Genomic DNA, 19,883 nt, shown 5'->3' with positions numbered 1-19,883 from the left:
TATCGATGGCAAATAGAAAAAGAAAAGGTAGTATTGCATCGAGAAAAAGAGAAGCAAACCGAATATGTGGGGGATTTTTTATTTTCTTTGGTGTATTTGGAATTTTTAAATTTGGTTTTCTTGGTATTTTATGTTTAAATCTCTTCCGAATTTTTATAGGTGATTTTGCTCCAGCAGGGTTGACTTTACTGGTACTTTCAGGTTTTTATCTTCTTGTAACTGGAACTGAACCTAGATTGAAAAAAAACTGGCTATGGGGGACAACAGGTCTGATTAGTGCAATATTACTATTACTACATGCTTTATTATTTGCTAAGTTGGATTTACACTCACGATTCATTAGTATCACTTGGCAGTATTTACAAAGTGATTTAATATCTGAAAATATTGGATCAAATGTAGGTGGTGGGCTAATCGGAGCTATACTGTATACACCTTCTTATTTTTTGTTTTCGCAAGTTGGCACGTACATTATTGATATAATTTTAGTAGTGTTTAGTTTATGTGTTTTATTCAAAGTTTCGTTTGCAAAAGTGTTGCAAATAATTGGTCTAAGTATCAATTACTTTATTAAGATATGCCGAGTATTTTGTAAGAAAATTTTTGATTTAGCTAGCAAAATCTATTCCAAGAAAAAATTAAATTATAAAAGAAATCATGAGCAAAAAATACTTAATAAACAAAAAGAACTTGCTACGAAAAAAGTAGATGATTTCGAAGAGAGTGATATAAAAAAAGAAATACAAGATGAAACTATTACCGATTCTGTAACTGAATTTGTAAAGACTAATAGTTGGAATAATGAAAATAAAGAAAAAGAAAATGGAAAAATTGAAAGCGATGAAATAAAAGTAAATGATGAAAATGTAGATAATTCAATTAATCCAAATTATAGATTACCAAGCACGGACCTATTGCAAGAAGTTGATGCAGAAGATCAAAGCGGGGAATATCAAAAGATTGAACGTAATACAAAAGTTCTAAAAGAAACGTTTAAGAGCTTTGGGGTTGATGTAGAAATAAAAAAAGCAATTTTAGGTCCTTCAGTTACTAAGTATGAGTTGCATCCAGCAATTGGTGTAAAAGTTAGCAAAATCGTTGGGCTAACGGATGATTTAGCACTAGCCTTAGCAGCTAAAGATATTAGGATTGAAGCTCCTATTCCTGGCAAATCGTTGATAGGAATCGAAGTTCCTAACCAAAAAGTTTCGACAGTATCGTTTAGAAGTATAGTTGAGGAGCAAAAGAAACAAGTGTCAAAACTATTAGAGGTTCCTTTAGGGCGCGATATTGCTGGAAACTTGGTTGTTGCTGATTTAGGCAAGATGCCACATTTATTAATAGCTGGATCTACAGGGAGTGGTAAATCAGTTGCGATAAATGGTATCATTACTAGTTTATTAATGAATTGCCCGCCTCATTTGGTTAAATTAATGTTAGTTGATCCAAAAAAAGTGGAATTAGGAGTTTATAACGGGATACCACATTTACTAACCCCTGTGGTGACTAATCCAAAGAAAGCTGCAAAAGCACTCAATAAGTTAGTAGAAGAGATGGAACGACGATATGAGCTTTTTGCAAATACTGGACAACGCAATATCGCCGGTTACAACGAAATGATTGGGCGACAAAATCAAGAAATGAAAAGTGCGGAACAGTTATTGCCGTACATTGTAATTGTTGTTGATGAATTATCTGATTTAATGATGGTTGCATCTAATGAAGTTGAAAATGCAATTATAAGACTTGCTCAGATGGCTAGAGCCGCGGGCATTCATATGATTTTGGCAACTCAAAGGCCTTCTGTAGATGTTATTACCGGTTTAATAAAAGCTAATGTACCCTCAAGAATGGCATTTGCAGTTTCAAGCGGAACTGATTCAAGAACTATTATTGATTCAAATGGAGCCGAAAAATTATTGGGTAGAGGAGATATGTTGTTTTTGCCCATGGGGCTTAATAAACCAATTCGTGTTCAAGGAGCTTTCATTTCAGATCAGGATGTAATGAATATTGTTAATTATGTAAAAGGACAACAAGCGGCTGAGTATGACGAAACTTTGATTGTTTCGGATGAAGAGACGCAACAAGATAAAGGTGATGATTCTGAAGATGAGTTGTTTTCGGATGCAGTTAATTTGATTTCATTAGAACAATCTTGCAGTATTTCAATGTTACAACGTAGATTTAGAATCGGTTACAATCGTGCGGCAAGGTTGGTGGACGAATTGGAGGCTCATGGAATGATTGGGCCATCTGAGGGGAGCAAACCACGGAAAGTATTTGTTCAAAAAGAAGATGGGCAATCATCGTGAGAATAGATTGAAATTAAAAAAGTTACTTCAAGTAATTGAATTTTGTAACTTTTATTTTTTTGTATGTATTTATAATTTAGAAGGATGATTGTTTTTTATTTTTTTTTCGACTATTATTAACATTATGTATATTTTGGGGAGGGGTAATTAGTGCATATAAGCTTGAAACCAGGAGTTAATTTGTCAGTAGTGAAAACTAAACAATTCAAGACAACTAGAATAGCTGTTGATTTTGTAGCTCCACTAAAGTCTGAAGCACTAACAAAACGTTTATTATTAGCTAGTATTTTAGAAAATAGTAGTCAAAAATATTCTAGTCAAAAGATTCTAACAGAGAAACTTGCACAAATGTATGGAGCAGGATTTGGTGTTTCTACGGAAAGAAAGGGCAATTTGCATGCTCTTAGTTTTAATTTAGAATGTGTTAATGAAAACTTTTTAGGAACCACTGAAAATCTTTTGGATCAAGGTGTTAATTTTTTAAGAGAAATTATTTTTAAACCGCTAATAGATAAAAATAAGTTTGATACTCAGGTGTTTGAGCGCCAAAAAGAAATTCTTGCCGATTATATTGACTCTGTCCGAGATGATAGACAACTATTTGCTTCAATAGAATTAAACAAATTGTTTTTTGAAGATAAAGCTCAGTCAATGCCATCATTTGGTAGTATTGATGAACTAGAAAAGATTACTAATGAGGACTTGTATAGTTACTATCTAGACAGTATTAAAAACGATCAAATTGAGATAATTGTTGTTGGAGATATTACGGATGATCAGGCAAAAAAAATAGCATTTGATTTTGAATTTGCAAAGAGAGTGCCACCTAAAATTGAATTGTTTTATATTCAAAAAGGAACGGATAGAGAAAAAAAGGGAATTGACTATTTGGATGTTAGTCAGGCTAAATTGAATTTAGGTTATTCATTGCCTGTTTTTTTTCAGGACAATGAATACTATGCAGCGTTAATTTTTAATGATATTTTTGGCGGCCAACCATTATCAAAACTATTTATTAATGTACGGGAAAAGGCTAGCTTAGCTTATTATGCAAGCAGCTCTTATGATAGTTTTCGTGGTTTTTTAACTGTAAAAACTGGAATTAAAGCGAAAAACAAAGAGAAGGTGCTAGGCATTATTGATGCTCAACTAGGCGAATTAAAAAAGGGTATGATTACTGAATTAGAAATTGAAACAGCAAAAAAGGGACTAAAAAATAGTTATTTAAGCCAATTAGATCATCAAAGTGTTGTACTAAATAGAGCATTATTCAATAGCTTGCTAGGAAAAAGTTTTTCAGAACAAGAATGGATGGAAAAGTTAAATGAGGTCACGATTTATGATGTTACACAAATTGCAAGGAAAGTTCACTTGGAAGCTAGTTATTTTTTAGATGGAGAATTGAAAAATGAAAATAATTGATTATCCTCAATTTGAAGAAAAAGTTTTTCAAAAAGTATTAAGCAATGGTCTAACAGTTACTTTGGTTCCTAAAAATGGATTTCATAAAACATATGCAAATTTTACGGTGAATTATGGCTCAGTTGATTCTTCAGTTATTTCTGCTGATAATAAAATTATTCATAAGCCAGATGGTGTAGCACATTTTTTAGAACATAAATTATTTGAAAAAGAAAATTATGATGCTTTTGAATTATTTGGAAAATTAGGTGCGGATTCGAATGCTTATACATCTTATACCAAAACCAGTTATCTCTTTTCAACTGTTGGTAATGTTAGAGAGTGTCTTGAAACGTTATTAGACTTTGTTCAATTGCCTTATTTTACAGATGAATCTGTAGAAAAAGAAAAAGGGATAATTGCCCAGGAAATCATGATGTACAATGATGATTATAATTGGCGTCTATATAATGGAATAATTGAGAACTTATATCCCAATAGTCCTCTTAGTAAGGATATTGCTGGAACTGTTGAGTCTATTCAAAAAATATCGATTCATGATTTATATGCCTGCTATGAAACTTTTTATCATCCTAAAAACATGAATTTATTAGTAGTTGGAGCAATTAACCCAGATGAGATAATAGAGTGGATTGAGAAAAATCAACAAAATAAAAATTTTTCTTTATTTCAAAAAATTGCACATGAAAAATCACTGATTAATGAAGAATATGAAATAATTCCATATCGTATGTTGGAAGTTGATACAAAACGGCCTAAGGTAGCAGTTGGGATTCGAGGAAATGGTAATCTTCCAGCAGGAAGAATGGGGTTAATATACAAAGTAGCTTTAAATCTCGGATTCTATCTTTTAATGGGTGAGTCCTCTGAGGCCTTTAATGATTTATATGATACGGGTGTGATTGATGATAGTTTTGATTATGATATTTCAATGGGCCGAGGCTATCATTTTTGTATTATAAGTGGGGAAACAAATAATGCAGAGAAGCTTACATCTGAAATAATTAAATTAATTAAGGTGGCACCTGAGAAGTTAAGCAAATCAGAAAAAGAATTTCAACTCACCAAGAAGGAATTTATTGGTAGGCAGATTCAGTCAATGAACTCTCTTGAAGGAATTGCAAATCGCTATGAAGGAAGTTTATTTGATAATGCCATGAGCTTTGATACAGTAGAAATATTAAAAAAATTGACGTTAATTGATATACTCAAAGCGATGGAATACTTTATTGAAGAAAATAATATGAGTGTTTATCAAGTTTTACCGAAAGAAGAGATTTAAAAATGAAATGGGCGTTACTAATTGGTGCATCAGGTGATATCGGGGAAAACATTGCAAAAGATTTGGCGCAAAAAGGTTGGTCGCTATATTTACATGGAAATAGCAGAGTTGATAAGGTTAATGATTTAGCTGAATGTTTGAGTGAAAAATACAAAAAACAGGATTTTCTGGTACTTAAAGTGGACTTTAATCAGATTGAACAAGTGGAGAAGATAACAGCTCATTTATTTTCGTTAGATGCAATTATTTTTGCACAGGGGACAACTAAGTATGGACTATATAGTCAAAGTGACTATGTGGATACCTTAGAAATTATGCAGATGCAAGTTTTAAGTCCGTTAAGATTAATTCAGCTACTTGAAGATAAGCTGGCAAAAAATGGGTATGGAAGAATTATATTCATTGGTTCAGTTTATGGTGGTGCAGGAAGTGCGATGGAAGTAGCCTATAGTACCGCTAAGGGAGCAATTTCAGCATTTTCAAGTGCATATAGTAAGGAAGTCGCATCACTTGGAATTACGGTAAATACAATTGCTCCTGGCGCAGTAAATACAAGTATGAATTCTTTATTTTCAAACAATCAAAAAGAAGAGATAAATGAGCAAATTCCGATGGGAAGGTTTGCAGACACAGGGGAGATAAGTTACTGGGTGAATGCACTTTTGGATACGCAAGCAGCATATCTGACGGGACAAACAATTTATATTACTGGCGGTTGGCTAAAATAAGCAATTCTTAATTAATTTATTTAGATGTCTATGATATAATTAATATAGATTAAGGTTTCGGATATAAGTTGATATTGGAGAGTTAAAAATGGTTGAAATTGGAAAAGATTTACAAGCTGCTAGAATCGAAAAAGGATATACTCTAGATGATTTGCAACAAATCACAAAAATTCAGAAAAGATATTTAATTGCAATTGAAGATGAGCGCTTCGAAGCACTTCCTGGTGATTTTTATGTAAAAGCATTCATTAAGCAATACGCTGAAACAGTTGATATAGATGCAACTGAATTTTTAAGTGCCTTTGAAAGCCGTAAAACATCAAGTGATGTTGCTAATGCAAGTGAAAAAGTTGCAAGGACGCGAAGCGAAGTTACTAGAGAGAATATTGAAAAATCTAATAAGGTTAATCATATATTGGGGTATCTTCCAACAATTATTGTTGTTGCAGTTGTCTTAGTAATATTGGGTTCAATATACTATGTTGCATGGAGTAATCATCAAAAAGATGCGCAGACTCAACAAATTGAAAGTAGTTCGAAGATTTCAGTGTCTTCGCAAAAAACAACTTCAACTAAGTCTAAAGATTCTTCTTCAAGCAAAGAATCGACTTCAAAAGATTCGAGCAGTTCTAGTTCTAAGGCAAGTGCAAAACAAAATAGTAAGCAAAAAATTAAACTATCTTCAAATACAGGATCAAAATTTGTTTATACTATGACAAATTCTAAGAATTCTACAGGTTCTGGAACCGTTAAGCTTGCAATTGATGGTGGAAATGCATGGAGTGCTGTTTCTGCTAATGGGACACAACAATGGCAAGGAACGCTTAGTAGTGGACAGGAACACGAGGTTAATTTACCAAGTGGAACAACTGTAATTACTATTAATCTAGGAAACTCCGGAGCTACAACATTAACAATTGACGGGAAGAAATTTAATTTCAAAAAGGATAATAGTGAGTTAACAGTCAGAACATTGACGATTAATGTAGAAAATTAGTTTTTGAAGGATAGGGGTTTGTATTTCAAATGAATTTACCAAATAAATTAACTGTTTTACGTATAATTTTAATCCCGATTTTTATGTTAGTCCTATTGTTGCCGCTTGACTGGGGGACTGTTTTTGTTGGTGGAGCGATGATTCCGGTTACTCAAATTTTTGGGGCATTAATTTTTGCAGTTGCATCAATTACTGACTTTGCAGATGGCCAAATTGCTCGTAAGCAGCATTTAGTAACTAATTTTGGGAAGTTTGCTGATCCATTGGCTGATAAAATGTTAGTGATGACAGCATTTGTAATTTTAGTTTCTTTTGGGAAAGTCCCAGCTTGGGTAGCAGCAATTATTGTTTGTCGGGAACTTGCAGTTACAGGTCTACGCCTAATAGTTGTTGAAAATGACGGCGAGGTTATTGCAGCTGCAATGCCGGGAAAAATTAAGACAATGACGCAAATGTTGTCTATAATTTTCTTGTTCTTAAATGATATCTTTTTTTCTATTATTGGGATTCCGGTTGGAGAAATATTGCTGTACATTTGTTTATTCTTTACTGTGTATTCTGGCATTGAATATTTTATAAATAGTAAAGATATTTTTTCGGATTCATTTAATAAATAAGTTAATAATAACAACTAATCTTGTACAGACTGGAAAGTTAAAGATTAGTTGTTTTTTCAGATTTTGCGTATTTATAAACTACAGGAGGCATAAAAAATGCATGCAGAAATTATTGCAGTAGGTACAGAAATACTTTTAGGTCAGATAGTTAATACCAACGCTACTTTTGTTGCTAAAAGATTGGCAGACATGGGTATTGATGTCTACTTTGAGTCAGTGGTAGGGGATAATGAGAGTCGGCTTTTAAAAGAGATAAAAAAAGCAGACTCAAGAAGTGATCTTGTTATCTTAATAGGTGGACTTGGGCCAACAAAGGATGATTTAACTAAGCAAACAGTAGCAAAGTTTCTTGGTAAACGACTCATCGAAGATAGCAAAGCCATGAATAAAATTGTCCGTTATTATCATGAAACTGGGAAGACAATGACAGAAAATAACAAGTTACAAGCGCTTTTTATTGAAGATTCGATTGCATTAAAAAACGAAACAGGTTTTGCAGTCGGAAATTATTTCAAAAATGCGAATGGAACAGATTTTCTTCTATTGCCAGGGCCTCCCAGCGAAATGAAACCAATGTTTGTTCATCAAGCACAACCTATATTACAAGAAGCATATTTTAATGATCATTTGTTGTTTTCAAGAGTTTTACGCTTTTTTGGTATTGGAGAATCACTTTTAGTGACCAAACTTGAGGATTTGATAGATGGGCAAACTAATCCTACGATTGCTCCGTATGCAAAGACAAGTGAGGTTACATTACGCTTGACTGCAAGTAGTAAGAGTGAAGATGAAGCAGTTAATTTATTGGATCAACTCGAACTAGAAATAGCTAAGAGAGTTGGGGAATTTATGTATGGTTATGGAGATGATAACAGTTTAGTTGCAGTGATTGTAGAACAATTAAAAAAGAAAAAGCTAACAATTTCTGCTGCTGAAAGTCTAACAGCTGGTGAATTTCAGTCAACATTGGGAAGCATATCAGGTGTTTCGGAGGTTTTTTTGGGAGGCGTAGTAACGTATTCTAATAAAGCTAAGGAACAATTATTAAATGTTTCACACGATACATTGCTGAATAAAGGGGCTGTTAGTGAAGAAACAGCTAAGGAAATGGCCACATCTGTAAGAACAAAGTTAGGAACAGATATTGGTATCTCTTTTACGGGAGTAGCAGGGCCAACTGAATTAGAAGGGCAACCGGTTGGTACTGTTTGGATTGGATTATCTATAAAAGGGAAAGAAACGACTGCAAAATTGTATCATTTTTCTAGTAATCGATATCTAGTTAGAGAACGAGCTGTTTTATCTGGGTTAGACTATATAAGGAAATCTTTATAATTTCGAACCTATGTTCCCTTTTTTCTTGATTTTTTTTATATGATTCTGTATTATATAATTATAAAACCTTGTCTATGACTGGTGTCACTAGGAGGAGTAAATTTGGCAGATGAACGACAAGCAGCATTAGATGCTGCATTGAAAAAAATAGAAAAAAATTTTGGTAAAGGCTCAATTATGCGTATGGGTGAAAAGGCTGATACGCAAATTTCAACCATATCAAGTGGATCATTAGCTCTTGATGAAGCTTTGGGGGTAGGTGGATACCCAAGGGGGAGAATCGTTGAAATATATGGACCAGAAAGTTCTGGTAAAACAACGGTTGCTTTACATGCTGTTGCAGAAGTACAAAGCAATGGGGGAGTAGCTGCATATATTGATGCTGAAAATGCCTTAGATCCTGCCTATGCAACCAAGCTGGGTGTAAATATTGATGAATTATTATTATCTCAACCAGATACTGGTGAACAAGGGTTGGAGATTGCAGATGCCCTTGTTTCTTCTGGAGCAATAGATATTGTAGTGGTTGACTCCGTTGCTGCACTTGTACCCAGAGCAGAAATTGAAGGTGAGATGGGGGATGCGCATGTTGGACTGCAAGCTAGATTAATGTCACAAGCGTTACGTAAGTTATCAGGTACTATAAATAAGACTAAAACGATCGCGATATTTATTAATCAAATACGTGAAAAGGTCGGAGTAATGTTTGGAAATCCTGAGACGACTCCAGGTGGACGAGCTCTAAAATTTTATTCTACAGTTCGTTTAGAAGTTAGACGTGCTGAACAAATTAAAGATGGTACTGAGATTATTGGTAATCGTGTAAAAATCAAGGTTGTCAAAAATAAAGTTGCGCCTCCTTTTAAGCGTGCAGAAGTTGATATAATGTACGGGGAGGGTATTTCTAAAACTGGTGAACTAGTTGATATGGCAGTTGAAAAAGATATTGTCAAAAAAAGTGGTTCTTGGTATTCATATGGGGAAGATAGAATTGGCCAAGGTAGAGAAAATGCAAAACAATATCTAGCTGATCATTCTGAAATAATGCAAGAAGTTACATTAAAAGTGAGACAGGCATACGGGATTGCTGATGAAGAAGAAACATCTGAAATTTCAACGGATTTGCCACTCGATGAACTTGATACTAAATAATTTTAAAAAGATATTTATTGAATTTTCTGTGAAGAGGATTTGAATAAATATCTTTTTTTGCGTATTTACATGTTATACAATGAATATAGTATTAAATTAAAATATATTTTTATAGAATTAATCTTAGGGGGAGCTATAAAATATGAAAGAAGGAATTACTAAACAAAGTAAAGTTAATTTAGCACTTTTTGAAATAAAAAAGAAGGAATTTTTTTCTTATTTCACTGAAATTGAGTTACATCAGATTTTAAGGGAAGCAAGTATTTTAAATTTTAAAAAAGGCGAAAAATTTTTTCTCAATAACAAAGGTGAGCAGATAGTATATTTGCTGACAGAAGGTGTGATTCGAGTAAATAAATGTAGCTTTAATGGGGAAGCAATGAGTTCATTTTTTTTGGGTAAAAATGAATTTTTACCATTCTCATTGAGTTTAAATAAGCATCTGGAAGATTTTAGTATGGAAGCGTGTATGGATTTAACAATCGTGTCTATGCCACAAAAAAAATATCAAAACATAGTCAATAATAATAGAGAAGTGAGTGATTTTTTACACTATAAAACCGGGAAAATTATAACTGATTTAATGCAAAATAGTTATATAAACTCTCTTCCACATCCGAGATTGCGAGTTATATTGACGTTAATATATATGGCAAAAAAATTTGGTGAGAAATGTAATTCTGATGATTATAGTATTCCAAATTGGTTGACTCAAGTTAAAATTGCTAAGATAGCTGGAACTACAAGAGAAACTGTTGGTAAAACTTATAAAATGTTGAAGAATGAAGAACTGTTGACTCAAAGTTTGAGAAAGATAGAGTTAACAAGTGCTTTTTTTGAAAAATTTAAAGAATACTTTTAATTTAATGTAATATTCGAAGTACTCTCTTTTTTTTGCTATAATAAATGCAAAATATAAATACGAGGTTGCGTATTATGAAAAAAGAAATTAGGCAAGCTAAAATCGAACAACTAATTACACAAAATGAAATTGGTACACAAGAAGAATTAATGGAAATTTTAGCTCAAAATGGTATCAAGGCAACTCAGGCAACTATTTCTCGTGATATTAGAGAAATGAGAATAATTAAAGAGCAAAATGCAAAAGGAAAAATTCATTATGCAATTTTTAAAGGTGGGCTACCATCTGAAGAAGAAAAAATGTATAACGCGATTACGGAATCTGTAATAGATATAACATTAGTACAAACAATGAATGTTGTTCATACACTTCCGAGAACAGCAAATGTGTTATCTGCAATTATTGATGAACTTGAAGTGAGTGAGGTAGTGGGAACTATTGCTGGTTATGATACGATTTTAATTATTAGTAAGAATGAACAAGATGCACGATTGGTAAGAGATACATTTAAAAAATATTTGAAAAATGAATAATAAAGGATTTTAAATATTTTTAATTTTTTTCGTTGAGTTTTGGTACTATTTATAAGTGTGTTAGAATTAGTAGAAACACTTATAAGGAATGGATTAATGTGAATGAAGAATGATTCTTTTTTGGAAAAAATACTAAGTGCTACAATGCATTTTTTAAAAAAACTCGGTGATTGGCTAAAAACAAAAATACTAAGATATCAACTAGTACGTTGGCTGATTGTTTTATTTTTATTTCTTTTTTTGATGATGAGTATTTATTTAGTTTTTGTTGCTAAAACAGCTAATGTTGGAAATTTGAAAAAAGAATTACAACAAACAACTGAAATATATGATGGTTCTAATAATAGAGCTGGATATTTATATTCTCAAAAAGGAACTTGGGAGAATATGGATAATATTTCAACAAATATCACAAGTGCTGTACTCTCAACAGAAGATAGGAACTTTTATCACGAATATGGTTTTTCTTTTAAGGGTATTGGTCGTGCGGCATTTTTGTTGCTCAAAAATAAATTACTTGGGAGAGACTATATTAGTGGTGGTGGGAGTACGCTTACTCAACAGCTAGTAAAAAATGCATTCTTATCGCAGGAACAGACTTTTTCACGTAAAGCAAAAGAAATATTTATTGCTATGCAGGTTGAGAACGAATACACAAAAAAAGAAATTTTGGAAATGTATTTGAATAGCGCTTATTTTGGCAATGGTGTTTGGGGAGTACAAGATGCTTCTGAAAAATATTTTGGAGTCTCTGCAAAAGATGTGACAGTTGCTCAGGCAGCCACACTTGCTGGAATGCTTACTAATCCAACCAAATATAATCCAATAGATCAATTAACATATTCAATAAATCGAAGAAATGTTGTTTTAAATTTAATGGTCGAAAATAATAAATTAACAACAGCTCAAGCAAATCAGTATAAAAAATCAGCAATGACTTTGCATGATAATTATCAATATGAATCAGGGTATAAGTATCCTTATTATTTTGATGCTGTGATTAGTGAAGCAATAAATAGATATGGATTGACAGAAACACAGATAATGAATGGTGGATATAAAATTTATACGTCACTTAATCAAACGTACCAAACTAAGATGCAATCCAGTTTTTCGAATTCGAATTTATTTCCTTATAATGCAAGTGATGGTACAAAAGCGCAAGGAGCTTCAATCGCAATTAATCCCAAAACTGGAGGAGTACTTGCACTTGTTGGGGGTAGAGAAGGAACTCATGTTTTTCGTGGTTATGATAGAGCAACGCAGTTAATTCGTTCACCTGGCTCAACAATCAAGCCTATTGCGGTTTATACACCGGCACTTGAAGCGGGTTATCATTATGATTCAATTTTAAAAGACAAATTACAATCGTATGGGACTAATAATTATACCCCGCATAATGTTGGTAATGAATATGCAGGGAAAATAATGATGTATAAAGCCTTAGCGGAGAGTAAAAATGCTGCTACAGTATGGCTACTTAATAAAATAGGTGTGCAAAATGGCTACAATATGGTTAAAAAATTTGGCCTAGATGTTTCCAAAAGTGATGATAACTTAAGCTTGGCTTTAGGAGGAATAACGAAGGGAGTATCTCCATATGAAATGGCTGGGGCATATACGGCATTTGCAAATAATGGTGTAAAAAGCTCACCATATCTAATTACTAAGATAGTTAATGCCTCGGGGAAAACGATTGTTAACAATAAAATATCATCCAAGCGAGTAATTAGTAAAAAGACTGCAAATGAAATGACTAGTATGATGATTGATGTCTTTAATGATGGAACAGGTGTAAATGCGAAACCTTATGGCTATACAATTGCTGGAAAAACTGGAACTACAAAAGCTGACTCTGGGACGGATACAAGTGATAAAGATCATTGGTATATTGGGTATACACCGGATATCGTAGTTGCTACATGGGTTGGTTTTGATTCTTCGAAGTATAGTCTTAATAATGAAGGTGTGCGGGGAGGATCAGCACTGTTTAAAAATGAGATGGAAAATATTTTGCCATATACTGCAAAAACTTCATTTTCAGTTAAAAGTGCCTCGTCAAGGTTGGCAAGCTCAAATAATAGTTCATCTGATAGTATCTGGAATGGTTTAAAAAATGCGGGTGAAAGTGTGTCGAAATCAGCTAATAGTCTTAGAGAAAAGGCAAGTAGCTGGTTTGATGAGGGAAAAGAAAAAATTCAACAATGGTTCGGAAATTAGTCATCAAAAAATTGAGTTTTATTAAGAAGAGATGGTACAATTAGAGAGATATAATAGGAGGTAGAACTGTGATTAATATATATGATTCGGCTAACCAATTGGAACAAGATTTAAGAAAAACAAAAGAATATGCAGATTTGAAAATAGCGTATGAGGATGTAAAAAAAGATCCGATAGCATTTAAACAATTTAAGGAGTTTCAAAAGACCCAAATTGATTTTCAAAATAAACAAATGCAAGGTACTGTTCAAGAACAAGATATTGATAGTATTAAGGAATTAGGGGAACAGGTTGAAAAAGTTGAAGTAATCATGAATTTGATGAATAAAGAAAAAATATTGGCTCAGTTAATTGATGAGATTAATCAAATCATGTTCAAACCGGTCAGTGAGTTATACGAGGACTAAAAATTTTTGAAACATGAATTATTAGCACCGGATAATTCATGTTTTTTTATTTGGAGTTGAGATAAAACCTTTAATTTCTAATTTATTCACTAATAAACTTGACCATATTATCATGTTTTTAATATTAATAGGTTTATTTTTAAATTATTTAAATTTAGAATGGTTAGCAAGTTATTTTTGTTCGTATAATTTAGAAAATAGAGGAGGTTAGGGTTAGTATGAAATTTATTCATTGTGCAGATTTACATTTAGGTAACTCTTTTGAGGGACTGAATGGTGTTAGCGATTCTCAAATGAAAATTTTAATTGATTCAGGCATAGATGCTTTAAATCAAATGGTTGATATTGCAATTAACGAAGAAATCGATTTTATTTTATTTGTAGGAGATATTTTTGATAATCATAAAATTAATATTACAATACAGCTTAAGCTTAGAGATATCTTTGAAAAATTGGAAAAACATGGTATCTATGTGTTTTTGTCTCTAGGTAATCATGACTTTCAAGATTTAGACAACTATAGTTTTTATTTTCCAGAAAATGTTTATGTATTCCCTAATCAAGTGTCTACTAAAAAAGTAATAATAAAAAATGAAGAAATTGCTGTTACTGGTTTTAGTTATAAAAAAAGATGGGTAGATAGGCAAATACAAAGTTATCCAAAACGCTTAGATGTTAAATGGCATATTGGAATGTTGCATGGCTCTGTCTTTGAGGAAGATAATCTGCAAAATTATGCACCATTCAAAGTCTCCGAGTTAATAAGCAAAAATTATGATTATTGGGCATTAGGTCACATTCATAGCTATCATGAACTTAGTACTTTACCTTCGATTATTTATCCCGGATCGTTGCAAGGAAAAAATAATAAAGAAATAACAAAAAAAGGCTTTGTGATCGTGGAGTCAAAAGATGGTAAATTATGTCCAAGGTTTAGAGAGTTGACAGTGCTTAAGTGGGTAACCTTAAATTTAAAAGTAGTGAAAGAACAAACATTTTCTGAAATTGAAGATACCATGATTAAAAGTATCGAGAAACAAACTGTTGAAGAAAGCAAGTTAGTAATAGTTAGTGTTGTAATAAATGTGCTCAGTCCAAATGCTGAATTGGTAAAGAATCTTCAAAATGGGTATATGTTACGTAGTCTAAGAAGAAGAATGGATGAGAAAATATTCATCAGAAAAATAAGTTATACAACGGAAGCATTCTTTGGGGATAATATGTTGGATGAAAATATTTTGTTGGACGTTAAAAACAAAATTTTTGAAAAATCAATAATTCTGAATTTATTAGGAAATCTAAAGGAGTATGAGTTCATAGAAGAATATTTTAAAAATGAGAATGAACTAGAAGATATATTTGAAAAAACAAAACTAAAGTTGAGTGGAGATATTGATAGCTATGAAAATTTTAGAAGCTAATATCTATGGATACGGAAGGTTTGTTGATTGTCATTTTGATGTTGCACATCATTTTCAAGTTATTACAGGGCCAAACGAATCAGGTAAATCAACACTCAGATCCTTTATCAGTTCAATCTTATTTGGGTTTCCAACAAAACGTGGAAAAAAGGAAACATATATTCCGCGAAAAGGAAGTGTCTATGGTGGCAATCTTTTAATTTTACAAAATGAGCAAAAGTATTTAATTGAACGTATTGGTAATGAAAAAAATAATAGTCTAACAATAATTAACCAAGAAACAAAGGAAAAATTACCTGAAAGTTTGTTAGAAAAATGGATAACGAAAGTAGATAAAACAGTTTTTGATGATATTTACTCTGTAAATCAAAGTGAACTCTCTACGATATTAAATTTAAAACCTGATGAACTAGAACGCATCTTTTATAGCATTGCAACTAGCGGTAGCCAAGAAATATTTGAAAAACAAAAAAAATTAATAAAAGAAGCAAACCAGTTATATAAACCAAATGGTAGAGTGCCACAAATAAATTTAATGCTAAAAAAATATGAAGGAACTTATCAAAAATTTCAAGAGATATCTAATAATTTGGATGATTTCAAAATGATTGAGGAAAAAATTGAGAATCTAAAAGAAAAGACTTCTAAATTTTCACAAGAAAAGATGGAATATGAAAATAAATTAGCAAGATTAAACCAATTAGAATCTACTTGGGATATTTATCAAAAGTGGTTAGGTGCATCTAAAAACTACAATGAAAATGCGCTGAATATACCTATTGAAGTTTTTGATAAAATACAACTGCAAAATACGAAAGTTAACTCAATTGAAAGTTCAATTCAAAGCCTTGAAAAACAGTTGGAAGATGTTAGACAGGAGGTTAGAAAATTAGATTCAAATGGTGAAGATATCGACTTTTATTTGAATAATAAGGAAAAATTTAATCAGATTGTTGGTGGAGAACGCTCTACAAGTAGTTATGTTGAAGATAGTTCAAATGAGAATAGTCAAGTGTTGCGGCGTCGTAGCCATACAAAGTCAAAGAATAAGCAACCAAATTATACGACTATAGCTATTGTAGTTATTTCAATTTTAGCAATCATATTTATTCCAAATATTTTTATTAGAATTTTAGGAATGATTGGGATCTTTTTTGGTGGTTATCTTTTTATCAAAGATTTAAACCCTGTATATTCGACGAGTGGGATTACTCAAGAGAACCAAGAAATTTTTGATTTTTGTAAGAAAAAATTACAACTTTCTGATGATTATACAGCTAACATGAGAAAAATTTTGAACTTTAAATTACAAATTGAGAAAAAAATTAAATTGAGAGACAATACTAAAGTAAAGGAAAAAATATTGGAGCAAGAAAGGAGTATAAATTTATCAAGTTTAAGAGTAGAACAAGTTAAACTTGCAAAACAGTTAGAAGAAATGGGATTTAATAATTTTAACTCGCTAAGAGAAAACTTTTTTAAAGAACAAGGTAAATTAAAACTGGAAAGCACGATAATTGGATTGAAATCACAGCTTTCTGATGAAAAGATAAATGCTTTAAAAAAATATTCAACTAAAATTGAACTTGAAAAAGATATTTTTAGTACAAAGAAGAACTATGAAGAAAAACGAGTAAAAAATGAACAAAGAATTGCACAATTGATTGAGTATAAGATACAGTTAGATAATATTGGCAATTCTGTTGAGTTTGCCACACTTCAACAAGAAATGGCAAATGAAAGATCCAATATAAATAATACGATTGAAGAATGGTTGACAATGTCCCTTGCAAATAAATGGTTAGATGAATATCTTGCAACGCTATCTAAGCATCAATTACCATTAGTTATGGAGAGGGCAAGCAAATTTTTTGAGGTGTTGACAAATAAACATTTTGTTAAGATTTCTGTTGGAAATAATCAACTTTTTTTAAAGACGATTGACAATCAAATTTTTACTGTAAATGAATTGTCTAGAGCTACTGCGGAACAATTGTATTTTGCGCTAAGAATAGCATTTATAGTTATTTTTAATAAAAAAATTGGATTGCCAATGATAATAGATGATGGATTTGTTAATTTTGATGAGGAACGGAAATCACAAATTATTGATTTATTATTAGAAATTAGCAAAGAAACACAAATATTATGTTTTACGGTCGATATTTCGATTATCTGTGATAAGGTAAGTAAAGAAAGTATTTTGGCCATTTAGAAGCTGGAAAGGGAGGATTAAGTTTGATTCAAAATAAAATATATGATTACGCAGTTGATGATAACATGGAATTATTTGTGCTAATAAAGGCAGCCGATGTTAGAATAGCAAAAAACGGTAATAAATTCATTGCTTTTATATTTACAGATAGTTCCGGTGAAATTAGTGCAAAATTTTGGGACGCATCTGATGAAGATATTGCATCTTTTGTTCCTGGAAAAATAGTGTTTGTAAAGGGGAAACGTGAGGTTTATCAAGGAAATCCACAAGTTAAAATATTTAAGATGAGGTTAGCAACTGAACAGGAACCTAGCAATGTAAGTTCATTTGTTAAAAAGGCACCTGTTTCTATTAACGATATGGAAGATGAAATTAATGCAACACTTTTCGAAATAACGAATGCAAATTGGAATCGAATTGTAAGATATTTACTCGCAGAATATCATGATGATTTTTTTAACTACCCAGCAGCTAAAAAGAATCATCATGCTTTTGCGGGAGGACTAGCTTTTCATACACTTTCAATGTTGCACTTAGCTCATGCGATTGTTAAGGAATATGACGATATAAATGCTTCATTGTTATATGCAGCAACTATTTTACACGATTTGGGAAAAGTAATCGAATTATCTGGACCTGTTGCGACACAATATACTTTGGCAGGAAATTTAATAGGGCATATTGTCTTGATTGATGAACAAATCATTAAGGCAAGTGAACAATTAAAAATTGATATAAACAGTGAAGATATGGTGTTACTACGGCACATGATATTGGCTCATCATGGGTTACTTGAATATGGCTCACCTGTGCAACCACATATTTTGGAGGCAGAAATTTTGCATCAAATTGATCAATTAGATGCTTCAATACAGATGTTAAAGGGGACTTTAGAACATACCGAACCTGGAGAGTTTTCCGAACGAATTTTTGGAATGGACGGTAGGAATTTTTATCGTCCTTCTGATACTAAAGAATAGTAACCATTTTTTTAAAATTGAATTAATTTATAAGTGTTAGAAAAGTATTTAATTAGTGATTTTGACTTGTCGTATGCCGATAGCCTATTAGCTCTACGCTTTGGAAATCAGTGACGTTCTGTCAAACAACCCGTGGTGATTTAAATTTATTTAGAATCAGAAGTTAACTCACTTCTGGTTTTTTTATTTTGTAGATTTAACTTGCATTTGTTGTAGCTTAATTCTTGAAAATAAGATGGTGATAGTTACAGAATCCAAAGTTTGTTCATTGGAGCTGCTTTAAATTTACAATTGGTGTACGTAAAAAAGCCTTAAAATCAACGTTTTAAGACTTTCAGAATTGCATAAAATGTATAAAGAATGCCTTACAAAGGATTCAAGATGAAGGGTACACCACCTATGCTTTATTCTTATAAGCCTTATATGGATGCCAATATTGACTATGAACCAATAGCTAATTTGGTAATAATTTTATATGGATTGCTGGATATCCTCATTCCTATGTGACTCAAACACCTGATTATTCAGGCTTTCCAATCCATAAGTACGTTGCTATCTGGCAGTTTACAGATTACTGCAAAGCTGGCGGATTAGATGGGAACGTTGACTTGTTGGGGGTCACAAAAAAAGGTTATGATGGTACTTCGACAGCAAGTAACTCTGGTGCTACTAAAGTTGTAACCAACAGTACAACTGCTGCTATCAAGCAAGGTCAGACTGCAAATAACACAAGAAAGTCTGAAATAAAGACTGGTGATACTGTTAAAGTAAACTTTTCAGCAACTAAATGGTCTAATGGTTCAACCATTCCATCATGGGTCAAAGGAAAGAGCTATACGGTTCAACAAGTAAGTGGGAACCAAGTATTGTTAGCTAATATTTTAAGTTGGATTGATAAGAGTAATGTTGAAATTTTGCAGACAGCAAAACAAGCTACATCAACTGGTGCAAGCTCAACGTACACAGTTAAATCTGGTGACACATTATCGAAAATAGCAGCTAACTATAATACCACTTACGGAAAGTTGGCCACACTGAATAATATTAAGGCACCATACATTATTTATTCTGGTCAAGCTTTAAAAGTTTCAGGATCCGTAACTATAAGTTCAAAATTATACTACACAGTTAGAAAGGGTGATACTTTAAGTGAGATTGCTAAGCATTATGGGACAACGGTAGCTAATATCAAATCATTAAATGGGCTAAAGAATGTTAACTATATTTATGTTGGACAATCACTCAGAACTAGATAGTAAACATCAAGAATCCTTTAAATTGAATATTGTTAGCATATTAAAACCCCCATTCTTAATTGAGTGGGGGTTATTTTTGTATAAATAAGGGTTTATATTTTTGGCATTAGTGCTATAATGCAACCTATATAAAATATATGC

16 protein-coding genes are annotated in these 19,883 nt (G+C 32.1%); all 16 read left to right on the top strand.

Annotated elements, in window-relative coordinates; translation table 11 throughout:
* Positions 1-5: 5 nt before the first annotated feature.
* On the top strand, positions 6-2,315 hold the full coding sequence (locus FC80_RS07285; RefSeq protein ID WP_057829482.1) for a DNA translocase FtsK: 2,310 nt from the start codon (positions 6-8) through the stop codon (positions 2,313-2,315).
* A gap of 150 nt (positions 2,316-2,465) precedes the next feature.
* The gene (gene yfmF, locus FC80_RS07280; RefSeq protein ID WP_057829481.1) at positions 2,466-3,737 is read left to right on the top strand and encodes an EF-P 5-aminopentanol modification-associated protein YfmF; all 1,272 of its coding nucleotides are present in this window, start codon (positions 2,466-2,468) and stop codon (positions 3,735-3,737) included.
* Positions 3,724-5,019: an EF-P 5-aminopentanol modification-associated protein YfmH gene (yfmH, locus tag FC80_RS07275; protein ID WP_057829480.1), complete on the top strand. Its 1,296-nt coding sequence runs from the start codon at positions 3,724-3,726 to the stop codon at positions 5,017-5,019. Before yfmF ends, yfmH begins: the two co-directional genes overlap by 14 nt.
* Positions 5,020-5,021: 2 nt before the next feature.
* The gene (ymfI, locus tag FC80_RS07270; protein ID WP_057829479.1) at positions 5,022-5,747 is read left to right on the top strand and encodes an elongation factor P 5-aminopentanone reductase; all 726 of its coding nucleotides are present in this window, start codon (positions 5,022-5,024) and stop codon (positions 5,745-5,747) included.
* Between the two features lie 88 nt (positions 5,748-5,835).
* Positions 5,836-6,744, top strand: coding sequence for a helix-turn-helix domain-containing protein (locus tag FC80_RS07265; RefSeq protein WP_057829478.1), 909 nt, complete (start codon positions 5,836-5,838; stop codon positions 6,742-6,744).
* A 29-nt stretch (positions 6,745-6,773) separates the two neighbouring features.
* The gene (pgsA, locus tag FC80_RS07260; RefSeq protein ID WP_057829477.1) at positions 6,774-7,361 is read left to right on the top strand and encodes a CDP-diacylglycerol--glycerol-3-phosphate 3-phosphatidyltransferase; all 588 of its coding nucleotides are present in this window, start codon (positions 6,774-6,776) and stop codon (positions 7,359-7,361) included.
* A gap of 96 nt (positions 7,362-7,457) precedes the next feature.
* Positions 7,458-8,696, top strand: coding sequence for a competence/damage-inducible protein A (locus FC80_RS07255; RefSeq protein ID WP_057829476.1), 1,239 nt, complete (start codon positions 7,458-7,460; stop codon positions 8,694-8,696).
* Between the two features lie 102 nt (positions 8,697-8,798).
* Positions 8,799-9,848, top strand: coding sequence for a recombinase RecA (recA, locus tag FC80_RS07250; RefSeq protein WP_057829475.1), 1,050 nt, complete (start codon positions 8,799-8,801; stop codon positions 9,846-9,848).
* Positions 9,849-9,990: 142 nt separating this feature from the next.
* The gene (locus tag FC80_RS07245; protein ID WP_057829474.1) at positions 9,991-10,710 is read left to right on the top strand and encodes a Crp/Fnr family transcriptional regulator; all 720 of its coding nucleotides are present in this window, start codon (positions 9,991-9,993) and stop codon (positions 10,708-10,710) included.
* A 74-nt stretch (positions 10,711-10,784) separates the two neighbouring features.
* Complete coding sequence (locus FC80_RS07240) at positions 10,785-11,243, top strand: arginine repressor (RefSeq protein ID WP_057829473.1); 459 nt, start codon at positions 10,785-10,787, stop codon at positions 11,241-11,243.
* A gap of 102 nt (positions 11,244-11,345) precedes the next feature.
* Positions 11,346-13,463, top strand: a complete 2,118-nt coding sequence (locus FC80_RS07235) for a PBP1A family penicillin-binding protein (RefSeq protein ID WP_057829472.1) — start codon at positions 11,346-11,348, stop codon at positions 13,461-13,463.
* A gap of 68 nt (positions 13,464-13,531) precedes the next feature.
* Entirely contained in the window at positions 13,532-13,870 is a 339-nt protein-coding gene (locus FC80_RS07230; RefSeq protein WP_057829471.1) for a YlbF family regulator, read from the top strand.
* Positions 13,871-14,088: 218 nt separating this feature from the next.
* Positions 14,089-15,291 (top strand): metallophosphoesterase family protein, encoded by a 1,203-nt coding sequence (locus tag FC80_RS07225; RefSeq protein WP_057829470.1) that lies wholly within the window; start codon positions 14,089-14,091, stop codon positions 15,289-15,291.
* The gene (locus FC80_RS07220; RefSeq protein ID WP_057829469.1) at positions 15,272-17,506 is read left to right on the top strand and encodes an ATP-binding protein; all 2,235 of its coding nucleotides are present in this window, start codon (positions 15,272-15,274) and stop codon (positions 17,504-17,506) included. Before FC80_RS07225 ends, FC80_RS07220 begins: the two co-directional genes overlap by 20 nt.
* A 65-nt stretch (positions 17,507-17,571) precedes the next feature.
* The gene (locus FC80_RS07215; protein WP_187327444.1) at positions 17,572-18,486 is read left to right on the top strand and encodes a 3'-5' exoribonuclease YhaM family protein; all 915 of its coding nucleotides are present in this window, start codon (positions 17,572-17,574) and stop codon (positions 18,484-18,486) included.
* Between the two features lie 503 nt (positions 18,487-18,989).
* Positions 18,990-19,742, top strand: coding sequence for a LysM peptidoglycan-binding domain-containing protein (locus FC80_RS07210; protein WP_057829467.1), 753 nt, complete (start codon positions 18,990-18,992; stop codon positions 19,740-19,742).
* Positions 19,743-19,883: the final 141 nt, after the last annotated feature.

The organism is Liquorilactobacillus cacaonum DSM 21116 (genome assembly GCF_001436735.1).
Taxonomy (GTDB): domain Bacteria; phylum Bacillota; class Bacilli; order Lactobacillales; family Lactobacillaceae; genus Liquorilactobacillus; species Liquorilactobacillus cacaonum.
Note: the sequence above shows the minus strand (reverse complement) of the source record. Positions and strands in the feature narration are given on the sequence as shown.